Here is a 24846-nt window from a genome sequence, read left to right on the forward strand (position 1 = left end):
ATTTTAATTATAAAATACGATGTATGCGTTTAAACTTGTTGCAATCGTCATCCATATTAAATACGGAAGTATTAGTAACGTGAACACTCTTAATTTCTTTAAATGCTCGAAAGTAAAGTACCCAATTAGCAGCCATAATAATGTAATAGAAACTAATCCGACAACTGTTAATTGTTGGTTGAAAAAAAAGTAATTCCAACTTACATTTAAAATCAACTGAGCTATAAATAGTAGGAGTAATTTTTTATCTAAAAATTTATACTCGTAACTTAACTTGGTCATATAAAATGAAAACAATAACATTATTGTTGTCCAAGCAGCTCCAAAAACCCAACCAGGAGGCGTCCAAGGTGCTTTATTTAAAGAAATGTACCACTCCTTTTGAGGGCCATTTTCCATCAAAGAAGCTCCTATGCCTAGCGCTAAAAAATTTACTATTAGAAATAGTAAAAACCGTATGTATTTATTTTTTTTCAAACTTTTTATTTTTTAAATAATTGAATATCAATTGTGCTGAAAACAACATGGTAAATGCATAAAAAATATCTTCAAAAGGAATTGTAAATAATCTAAATCCTAGGTTTTCATCATTATTATACCAAACAACTGGTTCATCAATAAAACTTCCTGTTAATATTCCGTTTACGATTAAAAACGGAATTAAGATGACTAAAAAACTAGGTAAGTATTCTTGTAATGTTTTTAGATGATATTTTAATACGTAAAAAAGTAATACTAAAAAGAGTATAAAATTTATCGTTGTATATAGTTTTCCGAAGTTAAAAATCAATAAAATTCCTGTGATAAGAATCAATAAAAAACTGATAATAATTACCGCTGCTTTTGATAATTTAAATTTTGGAACCAAATGTTTTAAGACTTCATGCGTAAACAAACAAGCGTATGGAATACAAAAGAAAAATAGCCATTCTTCAATAGGCATTCTAAAAATTTCTATTGATAAATGATAGGTTGAGTTAAACCCCCATACACCAAATTTTGTAAACAATCCGTCCCAAATTAAAAAAGGAATTGCAACCAATGATATACTTATAAAAGCTTCTTTAAAGTATTGAATAAAATGAAATTTTTTTTCAATTATACTATACAATAGTGGAACGCTTAAACTGCCTAATGTTAATATAAGATATAGATATTGACTCATTGTCTTTTCTTAAAATATTTAAAGGGCACAAACAGCATTCCAAAACATTCTCCGTCTGGTTTACCTAAATGTTTATGATGAATTTTATGCGCCTTTCTTAATCCTTTTAAATATTGATTATTGGTATTCTTAAACCAACTAAATCTTCTGTGTATTAAAACGTCATGTACTAAAAAATAAGCGACTCCGTAAAACAAAATTCCTAAACCTATAAAGAACAAATAATTCAACTCTGGTCTAATTCCGAAATAAAATAATAAGATACTTGGTGTTGCAAAAACAACAAAAAAAGCATCATTTTTTTCGAACACATTTGGATAGCCAGGTTGATGATGATCTTCATGTAAAAACCAACCAAAACCGTGCATTATATATTTATGAGTACACCATGTAACACCTTCCATCGTTACAAAGGTTAAAATAGTTATAACTGTAAATAACATTATATCATTTTTAATTTATACTTAACGTAACTTCTCGCTAACAAGTTTATTTTCATCGGATTAGAAATTCTAATTCGAGTATCCATAATCTTAGATGACGGAGTAGCTTTTAACTTGTTTAATAATTTTTTATAATATCTGTAAGCCATATAAACTCCAAATTTAGCATCAACAGGTAATTTTAAAATTCCGTTTGTAAGCGCATATTCAAAATCAGCTTCAATATCTTTAATAATTGCATCTTTTGATGCTTCATCTAACTTCTTAAGATCTACATTCGGAAAGTATGAACGATTTAACAGCTCAAAATCATCTTTTAAATCACGTAAAAAATTTACTTTTTGAAATGCAGAACCCAAGCGCATTGCCGCAGCTTTAAGCTCGTCATACTTTTGATCATCTCCGTTAACAAAAACCTTTAAACACATTAAACCAACAACATCTGCAGACCCATATATATAGGCATCATACTCTTCTTGAGTTTTATACTCGGTTTTAAACAAATCAGCTTTCATACTTTTTAAAAAAGCTTGCACCATATCGTCCGAAATACCATAAGTATTTACCGTATATACAAATGAGTTTAAAATAGGATTTAAACTGATACCTTCTTTTTTAGCTGCATAATATTCATTCTCAAAACGCGCTAACAAATCTTCTTTATTATAATCATGAAAAGAATCAACAATTTCATCAGCAAAACGAACGAAACCATAAATATTATAAATTGCTCCTCTAATTTTTGGTGCTAACATTTTTGTTGCTAACGAAAAAGATGTACTATATTTTTGAGTTACTAACTTACTACACGAATAAGAAACTTCATCAAATAATTGTTTCATTTTAGTGGTTTTTTAAAATTAAATCTGATGCTATTTTACCAGATATTAGTGCTGGCGGAACTCCTGGTCCTGGCACTGTTAATTGACCCGTAAAAAATAAATTCTTAACTTTTTTACTTTTTATTTTTGGTCTTAAAAAAGCTGTTTGTGTTAAAATATTTGCCAACCCGTATGCATTACCCTTGTACGAGTTGTAATCTTTCACAAAATCATTTACACAAAAACTTTCTTTAAATAATATATTTTCTTTAACCGATTGACCGGTTAACTTTTCTAATCTTTCAAGAATAAGATTAAAATATTTTTCTCTTATTTCTGGTGTATCTTCTAAACCAGGAGCAAGCGGAATTAAAAAAGTTGCTGCTTCTTTATTTGTTGGTGCAAAAGAGTCGTCCGTTATTGAAGGAAAACTTGCATAAAACAATGGTTTTTTAGGCCAACTAGGTGTATCGTAAATCGTTTTTGCGTGTAAATCAAAATCCGTATCAAAAAATAATGTATGATGACAAACATTTGCTAGTTTCTTATCAAAACCTACATAAAAAAGTAATGATGATGGTGCAAAGACCTTCTTATCCCAATATTTCTCTGAATATTGTCTGTACTTTTTTGGCAATAACGTTTCTGTATGATGATAATCTGCACCACTTAAAACGATATCTGATGAAACAAACTCTCCGTTAACTACTAACCCAGTAGCTTCGCCTACATCGTTTACAGTAAGTTCCTCTACATTTGCTTCAGTTTTAAAACTAACGCCTAAGTCGGTTGCTAAAGTGATCATCGCTTCAATTACTTTATACATTCCACCCTTTGGATGCCAAGTACCTAAACCAAAATCTGCATAGTTCATAAAATTATAAAAAGCAGGAGTGTTACTAGGTTTTGCGCCTAAAAACAATACCGGGAATTCTAAAATCTGAATTAACTTTTTACTTTTTATCTTCTTTCTTACCTGTGTTCTTATTGTTGAGAAAAACTGAGTAATCTTACCTATGGTAACTGGCGTAACCAATTCTAAAGGAGAAACACCTGGCTTGTATACCAAATCATTTATGGAAACATCGTAATTATATTCTGCTGATTTTAAAAAGCTCTTTAAATGCTTTGAACTTCCTTTTTCTTCTTTTTCAAAGACCTCATAAATTTCTTCTAAACTCCCAGGAATGGTAATTGAATCTAAGGCATCGAAATATACTTGATAAGCCGGAGTCAACCTCTCTAACTCATAATAATCTGAAGGTTTTTTGCCAAAATCCGCAAAAAATTTTTCGAATACATCTGGCATCCAATACCAAGTCGGGCCGATATCAAAAGTAAAACCGTCTTTAATTAATTGCCTAGCTCTACCACCTACTGTTGCGTTCTTTTCTAAAACAACAACTTCATAACCAGCTTTCGCCAAATAACATGATGCTGCCAAAGAAGAAAAACCTGAACCTATTATTGATATTTTTTTTTTCAATTTTATTTTTTAAAAAGATTATTAGCCTCGTTGTTAAATATATAACAATTAAAACATGAAGCAAAAAAAAGTAATTATTCAAATTTACAATTTTTTGTTTAATAAAAGATAAAAAAGATTAAACATTTTAATTTATAATGTTTTTATCAATTCGATAACAGAAGAATAAACGGTAATATTAGCGTTAAAATCGAGATTTTTTATTTTTTCAGTTTTAGCTCCTACAGCTATTAACTGATGTTTTGTACCAGTTAAAACATTTTCTATGTCACGAAAATAATCTACAATTTTATCATCATATGGCTGAATAGTTAGCGACGTAATAAATCGTACTTCGGTGTCGCTTTCAAAAAAATAATTTAAATTACTTAAAGGTAAACTCTGTCCTAAATAAATAGTCATGTTTCCTCTTAAAACTAATTCGTAATTTAAATACATTAATCCTAACTCATGTATTTCATTTTCAGGTAAAAAAAGCACGTAGGTAATATTAGTATTTGTAGTAGTGTACTCTAACCTTTCTGTGCTAATTTGAATTTTTTGAGAAATTAAATTAGATATAAAATGTTCATGAGCAGGTAATAAAGTATCTGTTTGCCACAATAAGCCTATGTGATTTAAAAAAGGTACAAAAACATCTTTAAAAATTTCTCTGAACGTTTTTTTATTTAGTAATTTATTATAGGTATTATTAAACAAAACCTTATCGAACTGAAACATTGCCAACTTAAAAGAGTTGATTGCCTCATCATTTACAGCCTCTTTAAAAGCCAACTCTCTTGCCTTAACAATTATAGTATCGTTAGACATTTGAGCTATTTTAGATATTTTATTATTGTTGTTATATAATAAAACAACATTTAATAACTTCTGAAGGTTCTCTGAAGAGTAATACCTAATATTGGTATCTGTTCTTTCTGGCGTTAATAAATCATATCTTTTTTCCCAAATACGAATTGTATGTGCTTTCACTCCTGAAATATTTTCAAGATCTTTAATTGTAAAAGATTTTTTAATATTGTTCAATTTATGCTGTGTTTTATTAAACAAATATATGTTTTTTTAAACATATAAAAAGATTAATAATTATTTATAAGGGTTTTATCTTTATTTTTGAATAGCAATTTATATTTCTTCTATGATTTTTCAAACTAAAATTCCTTTAAAAAAACAGCAATTTCATAAAGTTGATTACAACTCTAAACTTTTACTGTTAGGTTCTTGTTTTTCTGAAAATATAGGTAATAAATTAACTTACTACAAGTTTCAAGCAACCACGAATCCGTTTGGAATTTTATTTCACCCAAAGGCTATCGAAACCTTAATAACCAACGCTATTAATGAAAAAGAATATACTACCAAAGATGTTGTTTTTAACAATGAACAGTGGCATTCTTTTAACGCTCATTCTAGTTTAAGCTCTTCGGATAAAAACGAGCTAATACATAATTTAAACACCGCAAATACCTTAACACTACAGCAATTAAAAAGCGCTACTCATATTATAATCACCTTAGGAACTTCTTGGGTGTATCGCTATATTGAAACCGACACTATAGTTGCGAATTGTCATAAAATTCCGCAGAAAAAATTTTTAAAAGAAATCTTAACTGTTGATGAAGTAACTGAAAGTATCGATGCTATTACTAAATTAATCACATCTATAAACAAAAATGTTACGGTTACTTTTACGGTTTCACCTGTTAGACATTTAAAAGACGGGGTTATAGAAAACCAGCGTAGTAAATCTCATTTACTAGCAGCAATTCACCAACTTATTGACTCCGCTCAAAGCGACAGAATTAATTATTTTCCTTCTTATGAAATAATGATGGACGAGCTTCGTGATTATCGTTTTTATACTGAAGACATGATTCATCCCAGCAAAATTGCAATAGATTATATATGGGAAAGATATACTGAAGTTTGGTTTTCTGAACAAACCAAAGAAACAATGAATAAAGTAGAAACCGTTCAGAAAGGCATAACACATCGCTCTTTTAATCCGACTTCTGAGGCGCATTTAAAATTCTTAAACAACCTTCAACAAAAAAAGGAAACACTTCTTAAAGCATTTCCTTTTATGAAATTTTAATATTTAATCTTATTTAACCAAATACTGATCTACATTTTGCCAAGGCCCACCGTTAATTACATCTATTCCGTGGCTTGTTAAAAACTGCATTGCTTGCCCACTTCTTCCACCACTCTTACAAACGGCAATTACTGGTTTATTCCAAGATTTTATTTCTTCTACATTTAAAGGCACTACTGTTAAAACAATATGTTTTGCTACATCAGAATGTCCTTCGTTCCATTCAGCTAAAGTACGCACATCTAAAACCACCGCATCTTTATCTAAATATTCTTGTATTTCGTTTGTCATGTTTTTCTTTCTAAATAAATTAAATAATCCCATTCGCTTTGTTAATATTAAGAGAGCAAATGTAATCCGTTTTCAATTAAAGTACTGTAACTCTTGTTACTTTTCAATTCTTCTAAATGATTTTTTAATGTTGTTTTCACTTTAAAATCGTTACTTAATGCTAATTCATACAACTCTAAAGATAATAACCAATCATCTTTAAAATCATTTTGTAACTTCTTGAAAATTGTTGAAATATCCCTTTCTAAAACAACATCTTTGTTTCTCATTTCTTTAACCTCATCATATAATTTATATAATTCTTTTTGAGAAGGAGTATATTCGATTTTAGTTGTTTTTGTTTCAGAAACCTTACCCATATCACCAAAAGAACTTACATCGGCTGGCCCCGAATAAGCCGAAACTAATTCCTTACCAATTGCCATATCATAAACGCCCCATTCTGGCTGAAATAATACTTGATCTTTATAAGTTACCGTACAATCTTTAAAAGATATAATTAAAATTTTACCTCTTAAATCACGAGTTCCTGTAATTATTTTCCCCTCTACAACAACACCGCTTTCAAACTCTAACCTAATTGTTTCTCCTTCGTAAATTCCGTAAGCTTTTAAATCACGTGGACTCATATCTTCAATAGGTAAATTGATCCCTTTTAATTTACCTACCGGGCTTCCAAAACCTTCTGCATGATACGTAATTCCATGACCTATCAATTCTTTATCTCTACTTGCTAAGGCTGTTTGCCCTGTAGTTTGTATGTAAGCTACATTTTCTTTTGCATCACTTATTACATTCGTAAAAACTCCAGAAACTTGTACCCCTGTACTTAATTCTATTGTTCCTAAATTATTAGAATCAATTAATTTTTTAACTCCTTTTAAACCACCTGTTCTAAGTGCCATAGAGTTAGCAAACTCATTTAACACCATGCTTAAATAAGCAAAATCTGGAGTTACAAATAACTGTGGTTGTGGTTTTGTTATATCGAAACTTACGCTTGCTGCCTCTATAGAATAAGGTACTTTTTTAACCTCATCTTTCATGCACCACATGCTTTCTCCTATAGATGATAATAAGCCTGCTCCGTATATTTTAGGATCATCGAGTTTACCGATTAAACCATATTCAACTGTCCACCAATGTAAATTTCTTATTTGTGCCATTTCAGATAATTCACCCATATTATCCTGCAACCATTCTACTTTTGCTTGTGCTTCGTTTATTTCTTTTTCAGTTGAATTAGGATTCTCCTTTAAAATAGACAACAACCTAATAGCTTCATACATTTCATAATCTTTAGATGATGAAATTGCCTTAGACCCTATTTCTCCGAAACGACGTAAATATTCAGAATATTCTGGATTTGCAATAATTGGTGCATGCCCTGCTGCTTCGTGAATAATATCTGGTGCAGGTGTATATTCTATATGATTTATGGTTCGCATATCAGAAGCAATCACTAAAACATTATAAGCCTGAAACTCCATAAATGCATTTGGAGGAATAAAACCATCAACAGAAACCGCAGCCCAACCAATATCTTTTAAAATACGGTTCATTCCTGCCATATAAGGAATATCTTCAATAGAGACACCTGTTTTATCTAGACCCTCTAAATAAGAAACATGTGCTACTTTACCTAAATAATCAACATTCATACGCATTACATATCGCCAAACCGCTTGGTTTTGGGCTGTATATTCATGATACGGTTGTTTTACTACAAATTTATGTAAGTGTTTCGGTAACTTTTTAGTTACTTCATTTAACTCAAAATGAGATTCCATATTGTTGTTTGTTTTGCTTGGTAAATTTAAGTTTTTTATAGTTCACAAAAAATCGATATCCGTTAAATTATATATTTTGTATTTTTACTTTTATCACAAATGTAAAAACTATGAAAACTCGCGGAAGTTTAAAAATTAGACTTTTAATTGGTACTGCTATTGCACTATTCGCTTTAGTAAAATATTGTTCTAGCGCAGAAACAAATGCTTACACTGGTAAAAAACAACATATTTCTATTTCTAAAAAACAGGAAATTGCTATTGGTTTAAGTAGTGCTCCACAAATGGCGCAACAACATGGCGGTTTGTATCCTAGTAAAAAACATCAGGACCTAGTAGATAATATTGGCAGGAAATTATTAAAAAATAGTATTGCAAGTAAAACTGGATATCCTTTTGATTTTCACTTATTAAAAGATGAAAAAACCATCAATGCCTTTGCTTTACCTGGCGGACAAGTATTTATCACTTTTGCATTGTTTTCTAAATTAAAAAACGAAGATCAACTAGCTGGTGTTTTAGGGCATGAGATTGGCCATGTTATTGGTCGTCATTCTGCTGCTCATATGGCAAAACAAGATTTAACTCAAGGATTACTTTCTGGTGCTTCTGTTGGTTTTGACCCTAGCACTACCGAAGGAATGGCTGCCATAGCAAATGTTGTTAACATGAAATATGGTAGAGATGATGAGCTTGAAAGCGATGATTTAGGTGTGAAGTTAATGATAGATGCTGGCTATAATCCTGAAAGTTTAATTGGCGTGATGGAAATTTTAAAAAAAGCTGCAGGACCGAATAGAACTCCAGAATTTCAAAGCACACACCCAGATCCTGAAAACAGAGTCGAAAAAATTAAAGAAGCAATTCGTAAGTACCGTAAATAACTACAAACGTCATTACGAACAAAGTGAAGTAATCTTAAGCTTATTTAATTACTGTTTACAGATTGCTTCGTGCCTCGCAATGACAGGTTAGAGAATAACTCTGTAACATTTATACTAAAAAAGCTACTTAATTAGTATAATCCTAAATTAATAGCTATGGGTTTTGGAGGTGCAGCTTCTAGTATGGTTACTAGTATAAAAAACAATGAAAGAAACAGAAAAAATACTTTTGAAAAACTAGAAGGATTTCAAAAAGAAGATAACGATCAATTACATTTTAATAATACCGCAACTATAAAGGAGTTACAAGAGATAAGAAAGCAGCTTAAAAAAGAAAACCTAATTAATATAATTAAAAAAGGACTTTTATTATTAGCTGTAATTCTTTTATTTAGTTACTTATTATTGTAACCAATAAAAAAACTGAATCCAAATTAATGGACTCAGTTTATACATATATTTAAAAAGATTTGCTTTTATTATTTTCCTTGAACAATATTATAATTAATACCTACACCTACTGATGCTGGTGAAAAATTATCAACTGATAACCCTTGATAATATGCAAAGATATTCCAAGAATCATTATGGTATCCTATCTCTGGTCTATAATAAAAACCACCTGTTTCATTTCCTTCTGTTAAAAAACCGTATCCTAAATCTGCTCCTAAAAAGAAATTTTCAGTTGGGTAATATCTAAATAAACCCGCTAATGGAATAATTCCGAAATCCGAATACTCAATTAAACCTTCTGTTTCACCAAAATAGTTTGTATACCCTGTAGAAATACCTACTGCAAAACTTTCAGCATTTAAAATTTGATATTTTAAATCAAATCCCAATGCAAAAGAAGAAGTTTCTGATACATCTCCTACTGGCACACCACCGTGTAAACCTATTTTTAACCAATTTGTTCCTTCCCCTACTTGTGCATTTGCTATTGAAAAACTCGTTATCGCTAGTACTAATAAAATTACTTTCTTCATGTTCTTTGTTTTTAATTACACTGCAAAACTACGTTAGGTTTATACTTTAGGTTATCTCTTTTAAAAAAAATCTTAACTCAAATGAATTTTACTTTTAACAATAATTATGTGTATTGCTATCAAAAAAGTAAATTTGTAATATGAACAAGAAAGTAATTTTAATGATACTAGATGGTTGGGGCATTACACAAGACCCAAAAGTATCTGCTATATACAACGCTAAAACACCTTTTATAAATTCATTATACGACAAGTTTCCGCATGCCGAATTACGAACAGACGGAGAACATGTAGGTTTACCCGAAGGACAAATGGGAAATTCGGAGGTTGGTCACATGAATTTAGGAGCTGGTAGAATTGTATATCAAAACCTTGCAAAAATTAACAAAGCTGTTAAAGAAAATACGTTAGCACAAGAAACGGAATTACTAAACGCTTTTGCTTACGCTAAAAAGCACCATAAAAATGTACATTTTTTAGGCTTGGTTTCTAATGGCGGAATTCATTCACACATCAATCATTTAAAAGGCTTGCTAACAGCAGCAAGTGAACATGAATTAGAAAACGTGTTTCTTCATGCTTTTACTGATGGACGAGATTGTGATCCGAAATCGGGAAAATTCTTCATCAATGATATTCAAGAGCACATGCAAAAAACTACTGGAGAACTTGCTTCTGTTACTGGTCGTTATTATGCTATGGATCGTGACAATCGTTGGGAAAGAGTTCAATTAGCTTACGATGCTTTGGTAAATGGCAAAGGAAGTTTTTCTTCGGATGCTATAGAAAGTATTCAACAAAGTTATGATGAAAAAATTACTGATGAATTCATCAAGCCAATTATTATGGTTGATGAAAATAAGCAACCGAAAACAACAATTAAAGATGATGATGTTGTTATTTTCTTTAATTTTAGAACAGATAGAGGTCGTGAATTGACAGAAGCTTTAAATCAAAAAGATTTCCCAGAGTTTCAAATGAAAAAACTGCCTTTGTATTTTGTTACCATGACAAACTATTCAGAAGCTTTTAAAAACATCAAAGTAATTTACAATAGTAATAATATTGAAAACACTTTAGGAGAAGTTTTAGCATCCGCAGGAAAAAGTCAAATTAGGATTGCTGAAACGGAGAAATATCCACACGTAACATTTTTCTTTTCTGGCGGAAGAGAAGAAGAGTTTAAAGGCGAAAAGCGCCTATTATGTCCATCACCAAAAGTTGCTACGTATGATTTACAACCCGAAATGAGCGCCTATGAAATTCGCGATGCCATTGTACCTGAATTACAAAAAGGAGCTGTAGATTTTGTTTGTTTAAATTTTGCAAATGGTGATATGGTTGGTCATACTGGTGTTTTTGATGCGGCTGTAAAAGCTTGTGAAACTGTAGATAACTGTGTGAAAGATGTAATTACAACAGCTTTAAATAATGAGTACACAACTATTTTAATTGCTGATCATGGTAATTGCGAAACGATGATGAATCCTGACGGAACGCCACATACAGCGCACACTACAAATCCGGTTCCTATGATTTTAATCGATAAAGAAATTAAATCAATAAAAAATGGTGTATTAGGTGATATTGCTCCAACTATTTTACGACTGATGAATGTAGTGCAACCTAAAGAAATGACACAAAAACCACTTATTTAAAATATCAATGATGAAAAAAATTACATACACATTAATTACTTTATTTATTATTTCATGTGCTTCTGTATCTAAAAACCCTGCCACGAAAGACAAAGATGGTAATTTAGTTGGAGTTGCTACAAAAAAGGATTTTCAGCAAGAGCCTTATGGATCTGAATGGTTTAATGACTTTTATGGTTATTATGAAACAGACAAAAACACTATCACTAAATTAAAACCACACTTAAAAGATATTACCATTAAAGGATTTATGGGAACTTGGTGTGGCGATAGCCAAAGAGAAATTCCTAATTTTTATAAATTATTAGATCAATCAGAATTTAATTATAAAAACTTAGAATTAATAACTGTTGATCGCACAAAAAAGGCAAACGGATTAGAAAAAGGATTCAATGTACTTAGAGTACCAACTTTTATCTTTTATAAAGGCGGAAAAGAAATTGGCCGTTTTGTAGAACATCCTTTAGATGGTAGCTCGATTGAAGAAGATATTTTAAAAATAGTTTCTGGCAAGCCATACACACATCCATATCAAAAATAACCGTAAATTTGCGCCTCAATATTTTTTAAGATGATCATAGCAAAAACTAGAGAAGAAATAGAATTAATGCGCGAAAGTGCTTTAGTAGTATCAAAAACATTAGGAATGCTTGCTAAAGAAGTAAAACCTGGAGTTTCTACTTTATACCTTGATAAACTTGCTGAAGATTTTATTCGTGAGCAAGGAGCTATTCCTGGTTTTTTAGGCTTGTATGATTTTCCGAACACACTTTGTATGAGTCCGAACTCGCAAATTGTACACGGAATGCCAAACAAAGAACCACTTAAAGAAGGAGATATTATCTCTATTGATTGTGGCGCTATTAAAAATGGTTTTTACGGAGATCACGCGTACACATTTGCTGTAGGTGAAATTGCTGCTGAAACTCAAAAATTATTAGACGTAACTAAAGAAAGTTTATACGTTGGTATTCGTGAGCTTAAAGTAGGTAATCGCGTTGGTGATGTTGGTTTTGCAATTCAGAATTTTACTGAAAAACATGGCTACGGAGTAGTTCGTGAATTAGTTGGTCATGGTTTAGGGCGTGTAATGCACGAAGATCCAGAAATGCCAAATTACGGTCGTAGAGGTCGTGGTAAAAAGTTTATTGAAGGTATGGTTGTTGCCATCGAACCAATGACAAACATGGGAACTCATAAAATATTACAACACGATGATGGTTGGACAATTACTACTTTAGACGGTAAACCATCTGCGCATTTCGAGCACGATGTAGCTATTGTTAATGGTAAACCTGAACTACTATCAACCTTTAAATATATTTACGATGCTTTAGGTATTGACAGTAATGAAGAGGATGAATTTAGAGCGTAAAAACTAAATAATAATGAAATTAAAGTATATTATTTTTGTTTTTGTTGTAGGAATTATACTAATAACACTTGGAGCTTTATTTAAAATACTTCACTTAATGTTAGCAGTAGAATTACTTACAGTTGGAACAATTTTACAAATAATTGCTTTCATTTTATTTATCATAAAATTATTCACCAACAAAAAATTTAAAGACACTTTAAATCAATAATTGAAAGTTTTTAAATCCATATTAAACACCATTCCAAGGCCTTTATTAATTAAAGCTAGCTATTGGGTTCGCCCAGTGATTGCTTGGTGGTTAAAAGGCGATAAATTTACGGATCCTATTGATGGTAAATCGTTTCGTAAACTTTTACCTTATGGTTATGGAGTGCAACGAGAAAATGCGCTTTCTCCTTCTACATTATCCTTAGAAAGACACCGTTTATTATGGTTGTATTTACAAAATGAAACTAATTTTTTTTCTTCGGATAAAAAATTAAAAGTATTACATATTGCGCCTGAACAATGTTTTTTAGACATTTTTAGAAAGCAGAAAAACTTAGACTATATTACTTCTGATTTAGAATCGCCAATTGCTGATGTAAAGGCTGATATTTGCGATTTACCTTTTAAAGACAATGAATTTGATGTGGTGTTTTGCAATCATGTTTTAGAACATATTACGGATGACACGAAAGCAATGCAAGAATTATATCGTGTATTAAATAACGGCGGATTCGGAATTTTTCAGATTCCGCAAGATTTATCAAGAGAAACTACTTTTGAAGACGATACTATTACCGATCGTAAAGAACGCGCAAGAATATTTGGTCAATACGATCATGTTCGTGTGTATGGTCGTGATTATTTTAACAAGCTTCGCTCTATAGGTTTTAAAGTTCATGAAGTTGATTTTACAAAAAAAATCGCTCCAGAAAAACTAGAACGATTTGCATTAATGAAAGGCGAAATATTGCCTGTGTGTTTTAAAGGTTAATTTGTAAACTCCTCTATATTACCATCCTTGTTAACAAATAATAATGTTGTTTTTATATGCGGATATTTCACTAAAAACTGTTTCGTTTTATCTAATCCCATCGCCATAAAAGCAGTAGCATACGCATCAACATCAGCACAATCTAAAGTTCCGTAAACAGTAGCACTTAACAAATTACTTTCGGTAGCAAAACCTGTTTTAGGGTTTATGGTATGTACATATTTTTGTCCGTTAGCTCCAACTCTAAATTTTCTATAATTACCAGAACTTGCCATCGATTGATTACTCAACTCAATAAATCTAGATACACTTCTTGTCCCGTCATCATTAGGATCATCAATTGCTACTTTCCAACTTTTATTTCGAATATTTATTCCTCGTGCGCGAATTTCACCGCCAATTTCTACGAGATAATTCTGAACGTTTTTACTCTCTAAAAACCGCCCAACAACATCTATTCCGTATCCTTTTGCTATCGAATTAAAATCTAAACAAGCTCCTTTAAATTTATTCTGAATGACTCTTCCTTTTAAAGTTACTTTATCTAAACCTACTTGCTTCATTAACTCTTTTACCTGCAAAGTATCTAAATCCCTTTTCTCTCTCTTATACCCAAAACCCCAAGCGTTTACTAAATTACAAACAGTAGGATCAAAATACCCATTAGTTTCTTTATAAATTCTCTTTGATTTTTGAAAAACTTCTAAAAACATATCATCTACAACCACTGTAGTATCTCCTTTGTTTATTTTAGAAATATCAGAAGTAGGAATATAAGTTGACAGTGATTTATTTACCAAATAAAATAAGCTATCTATCGATTTTTGATAATCTACTCTGCTTAAATAAGTAATATGATATGTCGTTCCAAAAACAAAACCTTCTAATTTAATTTCTTTAATCTTTTCTTCCTGTTTACAAGACGTTATTAAAACTATTGTTACAAAAAGAAATAAAAATATTTTTTTAATCATCTTTTAAATTTATTGACAAAAATAAATTATTATAGCATCATAAAAGATTGTTAATTTCATTTTTTGTGCCTTCCTTTTTATAAATTTGCTTTACTATTACAATTTAGTAATCTATTTAAAACACTATAAAAAATGAAAAAAATATTTTTATTTCTTACAACCGCATTTTTAATAACATCTTGTGCCTCTACTAAAGAGTTAGAAGCCTTAAAGACAAAACACGAAAAAGCTAAAGAAGAATTAGTAGCCGTAAAAGCAAACTTAACGAAGTGTTTAGTAGAAAAAGAAAGCTGTGAAGACAAAGTTTCTTCACTAAAATCATCTGTTGGTGATTTAAAAGCTGATAAACAAAACACGCTTCAACAAGTAGAAAACTTAACTGTTTTAACTAAAGGAGCTAATGACAATATCAAAGAAACATTAACTCAATTAAGTAAAAAAGACAAGTATATTAACCGAATTAGAGCTGCGGCTTCTAAAAAAGACTCATTAAACTTAGTTGTTGCTTTTCATTTAAAGAAAGAATTACAACAAGGTATTGAAGATGAAGACATTCAGGTTAATGTTGAAAAAACAGTTGTTTTTATCTCTATTTCTGATAAATTATTATTTAAAAGCGGAAGCTATACAATTTCAGACAAAGCTTCTAAAGTTTTAGAGAAAGTAGCTACTGTTGTAAACGGGCAGCCAGAAATGGACGTAATGATTGAAGGTCATACAGATAACACTCCTGTAGCAAAGGGATCTAGTATAAAAGACAACTGGGGCTTAAGTGTTTTACGTGCAACATCTATTGTTCGTGAACTACAAAACAAATACAGTGTGGCTCCTAGCAGATTAATTGCTGCTGGTAGAGGTAGTTATTTACCATTAACAACCAACGATACTCCTACTAACAAAGCAAAAAACAGAAGAACTAAAATTATTATTCTTCCTCGTTTAAACCAATTCTTTGAATTATTAGAACAAAAAACTGAGTAATTACAAATGCTCATAATATTTAAAAGACTACTCTAACGGGTAGTCTTTTTTTATTCAAAAAAAGTAACGTTCTTTGTTCTCTAGAATCAAATTTACCATGCTAAATATAATTTTACCGAAAAGATTTCAACTATTAAAGACATTTAGTTTAACTATTTTATTTTTTGCCTTTATAGTAAGATTTTCTTTATATATTTTGGCTTTTAAACACATTGACTTTTCGATACTAAAATTACTGAAAATATTTTTTATCGGTTTCTTTTTCGATTTAGGTAATATTTTGTACCTACTTGCTATATACGCTATTTATTTACTAATAATACCATCAAGATTTCACGGAAGTCTATTAGATCGCATAATAACTAAATTCTATTACGGACTTTTCTTATTTGTTTTCATTTTTTCTTTTTTAGCAGAAATTCCGTTTTGGGAAGAATACCAAAGGCGTTATAATTTCATTGCTGTTGATTACCTTTTATATACGTATGAGGTTATTGAAAACATTCATCAATCATTTCCTATTCCATTAATCCTTGGTATTATCATTTTAATATTAATCTTTAGTATTCGTTATGCATCAAAAAGAAATGCCTACAAGAATACCTTTAGTAACTCAGACACCTTTAAGTCTAAACTGTTACCTACTTTCATTATAGTAATTAGTTTAGTTTTTTTCCATAATTATATTACGAATGATAAGGCAGAAATTTTTACAAATATTAATGAGAATGAGCTTACCAAGTCTGGCATGTATTCGTTCTTCGCTGCTTACGAGAATAATGAATTGGATTATAACGAGTTTTACGCAACAATATCGAAAGAGAGAACGTACGAATTACTTTCCAAAAACATAAAAGCATCTAACGATAGCTTATTATTAGAGAATAACATATACCGCTATACAAGAAACGATAGTACTGAATTAAAGCCTAATGTAATTTTTATTGGACTAGAAAGTATAAACGCTCGTTTTATGCAAAGTTTTACAAGTACAAAAAACTGGACTCCAACACTAGATTCTCTAGCTAAAAATTCAGTTTTTTTCACAAACTTATACGCTACAGGCACAAGAACCATAAGAGGTATAGAAGCTATTAGCTTAGCTATTCCGCCAACACCCGGCAGAAGTATTGTAAAGCGTAAAAACAACGATAACCTTGCTACTATTGGTGAAATTTTTAAACAAAAAGGATATAGTAGAACTTTCTTTTATGGAGGTGATGGTCATTTTGACAATATGACTAATTATTTCAGCTATAACGGATTTGATATTGTTGATAGAAGAAAATCACATCGTTTAAAAGAAGAATTACCTACCAAAAGAACACGTATTGAAGATGATGAAATGACTTTCGAAAATGCCTGGGCAGTCTGTGATCAAGATCTTTTTAATAAAGCATTAAAAGTTACTGATGAAAAAGCAAAAAGTAATAAACCTTTTTTCAGTTTTATCATGACAAGCTCAAATCACAAACCATATACATATCCTGATAATGTTGTTGATGTTCCTTCAGGGAAAAGCGTAGAGGGGTCGATTAAATATCTCGATAAAAGTTTAAATGAATTTTTAACAAAAGCTAAAACAAAGTCTTGGTATAAAAATACAGTATTTGTAATTATGTCTGATCATTGTGGTTTTAGCGCCGGTAGAACTGAAATTAATGTAAGAAATCACCACATCCCTGCTTTTATTACAAATTTAAAAAATCAAACTCCAATTAAAATAGACAAATTAAGCTCTCAAATAGATATATTTCCAACCTTATTCGGCTATTTAAATTGGTCTTACAACACAAATCTATTCGGCACAGACATCAATAAAATGGAACCAGAAGATGAGCGTGCTTTTATAGGAAACCATCGAAAAGTAGGTTTATTAAAAAAAGGCAAATTATTGTTGTTAGAAACTAATAAAAAAAATACTTCATACCGTTGGGATAAAGAAAAAAATGAAATTAATCCGACAAAAACAGATTCTTTATTTTTAAACGAAACAATCTCTTATTATCAAGCTGCTTTCGACCTATTTAAAAACGGAAAATTAAAAGTAAAAAATTAAACTAACACGCTATTTGTCAATCAAATAATTAACCGTACATTTGCATTCCTTTTTTAAGGATAAATTAATATATTAATAAACAAAAACTAATCGTGTAATTATGAACACATTAAGTTACAAAACGGTATCAGCAAACAAAAACACTGTTAATAAAGAGTGGGTTTTAGTTGATGCGGACGGGCAAACGTTGGGTCGTCTAGCTTCTAAAATAGCAATGCTAATTAGAGGTAAGTACAAACCAAATTATACTCCTCACGTAGATTGTGGAGACAACGTGGTTGTTATCAACGCAGAAAAAATTGTTTTAACTGGTAAAAAGTGGACTGATAAGTCTTACATCCGTCACACAGGATATCCAGGTGGACAAAGATCATTAACTGCTACAGAAATGTTCGAAAAAGATCCTACAAGATTAATCGAAAAAGCAGTAAAAGGAATGTTACCTAAAAACAAATTAGGTAGTGCATTATACAAAAACTTGTATGCTTATGCAGGTACTGAGCACCAACAAACGGCTCAAAACCCAAAAGCTATTAACCTTAACGATCTTAAATAATGGAAACTGTACACAAAATAGGTAGAAGAAAAACAGCAGTTGCTCGTATTTATCTTTCAGAAGGTAAAGGAAACATTACTGTAAATAAAAAAGAGTACAAAAACTACTTTACAACAGGAACTTTACAATACAAGATCCAACAACCTTTAATGTTAACTGAGAACTTAGAGTCTTATGACATTAAAGTGAATGTATACGGTGGTGGTATTACAGGTCAAGCAGAAGCAATTCGTTTAGCAATTACTAGAGCATTAGTAGCTATTAACGAAGAGCACAGAGCTGTATTAAAACCAGAAGGTTTATTAACTCGTGACCCTAGAATGGTTGAACGTAAGAAATTCGGTCAGAAGAAAGCACGTAAGAAATTCCAGTTCTCTAAGCGTTAATATTTTTATTGCTTTGCAAAAAGCGATGAAGATTTATTTTCGAAAGAGACTGTTATTTATAAATTTATTTTTAACAGTTTAGTATCTAAATATTTCAGACTTATTATAACTACTGGAATATTGTGAAAACAGAACGTAAACACATTTTATTAAAATGGCAAATATTCAAGAATTATTAGAAAGTGGAGTGCACTTCGGTCACTTAACTAGAAAATGGAACCCAAACATGGCTCCGTACATATATACAGAACGTAATGGTGTTCACATCATCGATTTGTATAAAACATCTGCTAAGATTGATGAAGCTGCATTAGCTTTACAAAAAATAGCAAGCTCTGGTCGTAAAATCTTATTCGTTGCAACAAAAAAGCAAGCGAAAGATATCGTAGCAGAAAGAGCAGCAAACATTAACATGCCTTTTATTACTGAGCGTTGGCCAGGTGGTATGTTAACTAACTTTGTTACTATTCGTAAAGCTGTTAAAAAAATGGCTACTATTGATAGAATGAAGCAAGATGGTTCTTTTGATGCATTATCGAAAAGAGAAAAATTACAAATTAACCGTCAGAGAGCTAAATTAGAAAAGAATTTAGGTTCTATTTCTGATATGACTCGTTTACCTGCTGCTGTTTTTGTAATTGATGTAAAGAAAGAGCACATTGCGGTTGCTGAAGCACAAAAATTAAACATTCCAATCTTTGCATTAGTTGATACAAACTCTGATCCAAGACCAGTTGATTTTGTAATTCCTGCAAACGATGATGCTTCAAAATCTATTGACAAAGTATTATCTTATATTACTGATGCTATCAATGAAGGCTTAACTGAAAGAAAAGCTGACAAAGAGAAAACAAAAGTAGAAAAAGCGCCTGCTAAAGCAGAAGCTACTGCTGCTGTTGAAGCTCCAGTTAAAGAAGAAAAAGTATCTACTGAAGCAGCACCTGCTAAGGAAGAAACTAAATAATTTCAATTTAAAGGTTTCATTAAATTGAAACCTTTAAATTTTTTACAACAAAATATTTACAACTAAAAAATACAACAGAAATGTCAGTAAAAATTAGCGCTGCAGACGTAAAAAAATTAAGAGAAACTACCGGAGCTGGTATGATGGATTGTAAAAATGCATTAGTAGAAGCTGAAGGGAACTTTGATAAAGCAATTGATGTTTTACGTAAAAAAGGACAAAAAATAGCTGCTAAAAGAGCAGATAGAGAGTCTACTGAAGGTGTTGCTATTACTAAAATTAGTGATGATAATACTTACGGTGTTGCTATTGTATTAGCATGTGAAACAGATTTCGTATCTAAAAATGATTCTTTTAAAGATTTAGCTTCTCAATTTGTTGATATTGCTTTTAAAACTAAAAGTAAAGAAGAATTTTTAGCCGCTGATTTTGGTGGAGTAACTGTTGCTGAAAAGTTAATCGAACAAACAGGAGTTATCGGTGAAAAAATCGATATTACTTCTTTCGAAAGACTTGAAGCACCATACGTAGGAGCTTATACTCATATCGGTAAAATTGCTGCTATGGTTGGTTTATCTAAATCTATAGACAATGCTGATACTTTAACGAAAGACTTAGCAATGCAAGCTGCATCTATGGGTGCTGTTTCTTTATCTTACAAAGGTTTTGACCCTGCTTATGTAGAGTCTGAAACTGAAGCAAGAATTGCTGCGATCGTAAAAGACAATGAAGAATTAGTTCGTTTAGGTAAAACTTTAAAGAATGTTCCTCAGTATGTATCTAGATTACAATTAACTGATGCTGCTATAGCTAAAGCTGAAGAAGCTGCTAAAGAGCAATTAAAATCAGAAGGTAAACCAGAGAAAATTTGGGACAAAATTTTACCAGGAAAAATGGAAAGATTTGTTTCTGACAATACAACTTTAGATCAAGAACAATGTTTATTAGATCAAAAGTTTATTAAAGACGAAAAGAAAACTGTTGCAGAATATGTTTCTTCTTTTGGTGATGTAGAAGTTAAAAACTTCGTAAGAATCACTTTAGGATAATTCTTGCCAATATCTTTATAATTAAAACCATCCAAAAATTTGGATGGTTTTTTTATTTTATCAAAATTCAAACTCGAAAAAAAAACGTAGTTTTGCATAACTTTCAACAAAACTATGCAATACAAGAGAATCCTTTTAAAATTAAGTGGCGAATCATTAATGGGCGACCGTCAATACGGTATCGATCCTAAGAGACTTAAAGAGTACGCACAAGAAATTAAGCAAGTACTAGAAAAAAATGTTGAAATTGCCATAGTTATTGGTGGTGGGAATATTTTTAGAGGTGTAGCGGGTGCCAGTCAAGGTATGGATCGCGTACAAGGTGACCACATGGGTATGTTGGCGACTTGTATTAATGGTTTAGCTTTACAAAGTGCTTTAGAAGATGAAGGAATTCACACTCGTCTACAAACAGCTATCGAAATTAAAGAAATAGCTGAACCTTATATTAAACGTCGCGCAAATCGTCATTTAGAAAAGGGACGAGTTGTTATTTTTGGTGGTGGAACAGGAAATCCTTATTTTACAACTGATACCGCTGCTGTATTAAGAGCAATTGAAGTAAATGCAGATGCTATCTTAAAAGGAACAAGAGTAGATGGTATTTACAGTGCAGATCCTGAAAAGGATGAAAATGCTGTAAAATATGATAAAATAACTTTTAAAGATGTTATTAAAAAAGACTTAAAAGTAATGGATATGACCGCTTTTACTTTGAGTGAAGAAAATAAATTACCTATTATTGTTTTTGATATGAATAAAAAAGGAAACTTATTAAAGTTAGTTTCTGGAGAGAAAATTGGAACAATAGTTAATAACGAATAAATTAAAGGGAACCTCTTGTTTTTTATAGAGGCAATAAAACGAACAAAATGAACGAAGAGATAGATTTTATTTTAGATTCGGCCAAAGAGGCAATGAATAATGCAATAGAGCATCTAGTAAAAGAATTACGTACAATTAGAGCTGGTAAAGCATCACCAGCGATGTTAGCAAATGTACAAGTAGATTATTATGGCGCTGCTACCCCATTAGGGCAGGTTGCTAATGTAAGTACTGCTGATGCGAGAACAATTACAGTTCAGCCTTGGGAAAAAAATATGTTACAGGAAATAGAAAAAGCTATTATGCTTGCTAACTTAGGTTTTAACCCTATGAATAACGGTGATAATATTATTATTAACGTACCGGCATTAACAGAAGAGCGTCGTAAAGATTTAGCTAAACAAGCGAAGGCGGAATCTGAACATGCAAAAGTAGGAATTCGTAATGCTCGTAAAGATGCTAACAACGATATTAAAAAAACTGATATTTCTGATGATTCAAAAAAAGATGCAGAAGCTGAAGTTCAAAAAATAACGGACCTTTACATTAAAGATATTGATGCAAAAGTATCCGTAAAAGAAAAAGAGATAATGACCGTTTAATTATTTCTAACAAATAGTAAAAAGAGTGTCTTTATGACACTCTTTTTTTTTTCGTTTAATTGGTTCAATTAACATAACTTTGCAAAAAATATTTGAATGACTTTTTGGACTAAAATCGCTGGATTTATATTACGAAACCGATATCTGGTTTTAATTGCTATTGCTATTATTACAGGGCTTTTAGTTACTCAAATGAAATACATGCGCTTCTCGTACACAGAAGCCAATTTACTTCCTAAAGATCATGAAGCAAACATACAATACGATCAGTTTTTAGATATTTTTGGAGAAGAAGGTAACTTAGTTATCTTAGGGGTAAAAGATTCTACAATTTTTACTCCAAGCAAATTTAATGCTTGGAATAAACTTGTAAAAGATCTAGATAGCGTAAAAGAAGTGGATTTTACACTTTCTATTGCGGATGTTAAACAGTTAAAAGCCGATAGAAAACAACGAAAATTTGTTCTTGAACCACTTTTTGACAAAGCACCTACCACAAACGAAGAAGTAAATAGAATAAAGAAACAATTATTTGAAAAACTTCCTTTTTACGATAACTTATTATACAATGAACAAGGCACGTTACAAACTGCTATTTATATAAATAAAGACATTGTAAACAAACCTGCCAGAAGAGATTTTATTGTTGAAATTTTAATTCCTACTGTTGAAAAATTTGAGAAAGAGCATCAAATAGATGTTCGCTTATCTGGTATGCCATATATCCGAACCATAAATTCTCAGAATATAATTGATGAAATGCAGCTCTTTGTACTAGGAGCTTTAGGTATTACAGCTATTATCTTCTTTTTCTTTTTTCGTTCTTTTAGAGCAACGTTTATTACACTATTAGTTGTTGGTATTGGTGTTATTTGGGCTTTCGGTTTTATTGGTTTATTTAGATATGAAATTACTGTATTATCAGCTTTAATTCCGCCATTAATTATTGTAATTGGTGTGCCAAACGCTGTTTTTCTTATCAATAAATATCAACAGGAAATAAAAAAACACGGTAACCAAGCAAAGTCATTACAACGTGTAATTTCTAAAATTGGTAACGCTACATTAATGACAAATATTACAACAGCATCTGGTTTTGCAACCTTCGTTTTTGTAAAAAGTCAACTATTAAGAGAATTCGGAATTTTAGCTTCAGTAAACATCATTAGTATTTTTATTTTGGCACTTTTAATAGTTCCGATTATATACAGCTTCATGCCTCGCCCAGAAAAAAAACATTTAAATCACTTAGAAAAAAAGTGGATGGGAAATGTAGTTGCCTGGATGGAACGTATGGTGAAAAAACAACGAATTACTATATATATTACAACAGTTATTGTAATTATATTAAGTATGATTGGCTTATTTCAAATTCGCGTTTCTGGTAGTTTAATTGAAGACATGCCTAAAGGAATGCAGTTTTATAAAGACATTAAGTTTTTTGAAACTGAGTTTGGCGGAATTATGCCGTTAGAAATTCTGATTGATACTAAAAAAGAAAAAGGTGTGATGAAACTTTCTACCTTAAAAAAGATGGAAAAGTTAAATGAAACCATTGAAACCTTTCCAGAGCTATCAAAACCTATTTCTATTACCAACTTAGTTAAATATTCTAAGCAAGCATACTATAAAGGAAATCCGAAATATTATCAATTACCAACGAGTCAGGAAAAAGCATATATTTTTGCTTACACCAAAAACTCCGACAGTAATTCGGGAATGCTGAAAAACTTTGTAGATAGTACAGGGCGTTATGCGCGGATTACAACTTTCATGAAAGATGTTGGTACCGATAAGATGGATATTATTCAGGATCGCTTAAATGCTGTTATCAAAAAGCAATTTCCTGAAGAAAAATTTACAGTTTCTATGACGGGAAAAGCACTTGTTTTCTTAAAAGGAACAAATTATTTAATTAAGAACTTAGTAATTTCATTATCGCTTGCCATATTATTGATTTCAATTTTTATGGCCTGGATGTTCCGTTCTTACAAAATGATTTTTATATCCTTAATACCCAATATGCTTCCGTTGTTAATTACGGCTGGTTTAATGGGTTTCTTTAGCATCCCTATAAAACCATCTACAATTTTAGTTTTTAGTATTGCTTTTGGTATTTCGGTAGATGATACAATTCACTTTTTAGCAAAATACCGACAAGAGTTACTCGCAAATAAATGGAAAGTAAAACCAGCTGTTTACTCTGCATTACAAGAAACCGGGGTAAGTATGTTTTATACGTCAATCGTTTTATTCTTTGGCTTCTTAGTTTTTACACTTTCAAGTTTCGGAGGCACAATTGCTTTGGGTGGTTTAGTTTCAGTTACGTTACTATTAGCAATGGTATCTAACTTGTTATTATTACCTTCTCTCCTATTATCTTTCGAAAAGAAAATAGCGAATAAAAGAGTTTTAAAAGAAACTAACTTTAAAATTTTACCGCCAAAAGAAGACAACTAAAAGTTTCTCTGCAT

At 30.9% G+C, this 24846-nt stretch carries 27 protein-coding genes; 17 read left to right on the top strand and 10 right to left on the bottom strand.

The window, feature by feature from the left end:
- Positions 1–3 precede the first annotated feature (3 nt).
- The 6 genes from ACQ629_RS06420 to ACQ629_RS06445 form a co-directional block, all read right to left on the bottom strand.
- Entirely contained in the window at positions 4–477 is a 474-nt protein-coding gene (locus ACQ629_RS06420) for a TspO/MBR family protein (protein ID WP_483707112.1), read from the bottom strand.
- Entirely contained in the window at positions 464–1165 is a 702-nt protein-coding gene (locus ACQ629_RS06425; RefSeq protein ID WP_483707113.1) for a lycopene cyclase domain-containing protein, read from the bottom strand. The genes ACQ629_RS06420 and ACQ629_RS06425 overlap by 14 nt, the downstream gene beginning before the upstream one ends.
- On the bottom strand, positions 1162–1608 hold the full coding sequence (locus ACQ629_RS06430) for a sterol desaturase family protein (RefSeq protein ID WP_483707114.1): 447 nt from the start codon (positions 1606–1608) through the stop codon (positions 1162–1164). The genes ACQ629_RS06425 and ACQ629_RS06430 overlap by 4 nt, the downstream gene beginning before the upstream one ends.
- A complete protein-coding gene (locus tag ACQ629_RS06435) occupies positions 1608–2450 on the bottom strand; it encodes a phytoene/squalene synthase family protein (RefSeq protein ID WP_483707115.1) in 843 nt (280 codons plus the stop codon). The genes ACQ629_RS06430 and ACQ629_RS06435 overlap by 1 nt, the downstream gene beginning before the upstream one ends.
- Before the next feature lies 1 nt (position 2451).
- Positions 2452–3915 carry a phytoene desaturase family protein gene (locus ACQ629_RS06440; RefSeq protein WP_483707116.1) on the bottom strand — a complete coding sequence of 488 codons (1464 nt, stop codon included), beginning with the start codon at positions 3913–3915 and terminating at the stop codon, positions 2452–2454.
- A 132-nt stretch (positions 3916–4047) separates the two neighbouring features.
- Positions 4048–4941 (bottom strand): MerR family transcriptional regulator, encoded by an 894-nt coding sequence (locus tag ACQ629_RS06445; protein ID WP_483707117.1) that lies wholly within the window; start codon positions 4939–4941, stop codon positions 4048–4050.
- Between the two features lie 112 nt (positions 4942–5053).
- On the opposite strand from ACQ629_RS06445, the gene ACQ629_RS06450 reads away from it, so the two are divergent.
- A complete protein-coding gene (locus tag ACQ629_RS06450) occupies positions 5054–6010 on the top strand; it encodes a GSCFA domain-containing protein (RefSeq protein ID WP_483707118.1) in 957 nt (318 codons plus the stop codon).
- Between the two features lie 9 nt (positions 6011–6019).
- Here ACQ629_RS06450 and ACQ629_RS06455 read toward each other — a convergent pair whose 3' ends face one another.
- Positions 6020–6301: a rhodanese-like domain-containing protein gene (locus ACQ629_RS06455; RefSeq protein WP_483707119.1), complete on the bottom strand. Its 282-nt coding sequence runs from the start codon at positions 6299–6301 to the stop codon at positions 6020–6022.
- 47 nt (positions 6302–6348) lie between these two features.
- Positions 6349–8091, bottom strand: a complete 1743-nt coding sequence (locus tag ACQ629_RS06460) for an aromatic amino acid hydroxylase (RefSeq protein WP_483707120.1) — start codon at positions 8089–8091, stop codon at positions 6349–6351.
- 110 nt (positions 8092–8201) lie between these two features.
- Between ACQ629_RS06460 and ACQ629_RS06465 the strand changes: the two genes are divergently transcribed.
- Complete coding sequence (locus ACQ629_RS06465; RefSeq protein WP_483707121.1) at positions 8202–8975, top strand: M48 family metalloprotease; 774 nt, start codon at positions 8202–8204, stop codon at positions 8973–8975.
- Between the two features lie 156 nt (positions 8976–9131).
- The gene (locus ACQ629_RS06470) at positions 9132–9386 is read left to right on the top strand and encodes a hypothetical protein (protein WP_483707123.1); all 255 of its coding nucleotides are present in this window, start codon (positions 9132–9134) and stop codon (positions 9384–9386) included.
- Positions 9387–9454: 68 nt separating this feature from the next.
- On the opposite strand, the gene ACQ629_RS06475 is transcribed toward ACQ629_RS06470, so the two are convergent.
- Positions 9455–9961, bottom strand: a complete 507-nt coding sequence (locus ACQ629_RS06475; RefSeq protein WP_483707125.1) for a hypothetical protein — start codon at positions 9959–9961, stop codon at positions 9455–9457.
- A 140-nt stretch (positions 9962–10101) separates the two neighbouring features.
- Between ACQ629_RS06475 and gpmI the strand changes: the two genes are divergently transcribed.
- Genes gpmI through ACQ629_RS06500 form a run of 5 tightly spaced genes read left to right on the top strand, consistent with a single transcriptional unit; the run spans position 10102 to position 13976 of the window.
- Positions 10102–11619 (top strand): 2,3-bisphosphoglycerate-independent phosphoglycerate mutase, encoded by a 1518-nt coding sequence (gene gpmI / locus ACQ629_RS06480; RefSeq protein ID WP_483707127.1) that lies wholly within the window; start codon positions 10102–10104, stop codon positions 11617–11619.
- Between the two features lie 10 nt (positions 11620–11629).
- A complete protein-coding gene (locus ACQ629_RS06485) occupies positions 11630–12160 on the top strand; it encodes a thioredoxin family protein (protein ID WP_483707129.1) in 531 nt (176 codons plus the stop codon).
- 30 nt (positions 12161–12190) lie between these two features.
- Positions 12191–12994, top strand: coding sequence for a type I methionyl aminopeptidase (gene map, locus ACQ629_RS06490; RefSeq protein WP_483707131.1), 804 nt, complete (start codon positions 12191–12193; stop codon positions 12992–12994).
- A 13-nt stretch (positions 12995–13007) separates the two neighbouring features.
- On the top strand, positions 13008–13205 hold the full coding sequence (locus tag ACQ629_RS06495) for a gliding motility protein GldL (RefSeq protein WP_483707133.1): 198 nt from the start codon (positions 13008–13010) through the stop codon (positions 13203–13205).
- A complete protein-coding gene (locus ACQ629_RS06500; RefSeq protein ID WP_483707135.1) occupies positions 13206–13976 on the top strand; it encodes a class I SAM-dependent methyltransferase in 771 nt (256 codons plus the stop codon).
- Here ACQ629_RS06500 and ACQ629_RS06505 read toward each other — a convergent pair.
- On the bottom strand, positions 13973–14950 hold the full coding sequence (locus ACQ629_RS06505) for an FAD:protein FMN transferase (protein ID WP_483707137.1): 978 nt from the start codon (positions 14948–14950) through the stop codon (positions 13973–13975). The two genes, ACQ629_RS06500 and ACQ629_RS06505, sit on opposite strands and share 4 nt — an antisense overlap.
- A gap of 132 nt (positions 14951–15082) precedes the next feature.
- Between ACQ629_RS06505 and ACQ629_RS06510 the strand changes: the two genes are divergently transcribed.
- From ACQ629_RS06510 to ACQ629_RS06550, 9 genes are all read left to right on the top strand, one after another.
- Positions 15083–15931, top strand: a complete 849-nt coding sequence (locus ACQ629_RS06510; RefSeq protein ID WP_483707139.1) for an OmpA/MotB family protein — start codon at positions 15083–15085, stop codon at positions 15929–15931.
- 196 nt (positions 15932–16127) lie between these two features.
- Positions 16128–17990, top strand: a complete 1863-nt coding sequence (locus ACQ629_RS06515) for an LTA synthase family protein (protein WP_483703332.1) — start codon at positions 16128–16130, stop codon at positions 17988–17990.
- Between the two features lie 100 nt (positions 17991–18090).
- Positions 18091–18546: a 50S ribosomal protein L13 gene (gene rplM / locus ACQ629_RS06520; protein ID WP_028888421.1), complete on the top strand. Its 456-nt coding sequence runs from the start codon at positions 18091–18093 to the stop codon at positions 18544–18546.
- The gene (gene rpsI / locus ACQ629_RS06525) at positions 18546–18932 is read left to right on the top strand and encodes a 30S ribosomal protein S9 (RefSeq protein WP_028888420.1); all 387 of its coding nucleotides are present in this window, start codon (positions 18546–18548) and stop codon (positions 18930–18932) included. Before rplM ends, rpsI begins: the two co-directional genes overlap by 1 nt.
- Positions 18933–19086: 154 nt before the next feature.
- Positions 19087–19896: a 30S ribosomal protein S2 gene (gene rpsB, locus ACQ629_RS06530; RefSeq protein ID WP_483703335.1), complete on the top strand. Its 810-nt coding sequence runs from the start codon at positions 19087–19089 to the stop codon at positions 19894–19896.
- Between the two features lie 80 nt (positions 19897–19976).
- Positions 19977–20945: a translation elongation factor Ts gene (gene tsf / locus ACQ629_RS06535; protein ID WP_483703337.1), complete on the top strand. Its 969-nt coding sequence runs from the start codon at positions 19977–19979 to the stop codon at positions 20943–20945.
- A 114-nt stretch (positions 20946–21059) separates the two neighbouring features.
- Positions 21060–21770: a UMP kinase gene (gene pyrH / locus ACQ629_RS06540; protein ID WP_483703339.1), complete on the top strand. Its 711-nt coding sequence runs from the start codon at positions 21060–21062 to the stop codon at positions 21768–21770.
- A gap of 47 nt (positions 21771–21817) precedes the next feature.
- Complete coding sequence (gene frr / locus ACQ629_RS06545) at positions 21818–22372, top strand: ribosome recycling factor (RefSeq protein ID WP_483703341.1); 555 nt, start codon at positions 21818–21820, stop codon at positions 22370–22372.
- Between the two features lie 96 nt (positions 22373–22468).
- The gene (locus ACQ629_RS06550) at positions 22469–24832 is read left to right on the top strand and encodes an efflux RND transporter permease subunit (protein ID WP_483703343.1); all 2364 of its coding nucleotides are present in this window, start codon (positions 22469–22471) and stop codon (positions 24830–24832) included.
- Positions 24833–24846: the final 14 nt, after the last annotated feature.

Source organism: Tenacibaculum sp. SM2510 (genome assembly GCF_057002845.1).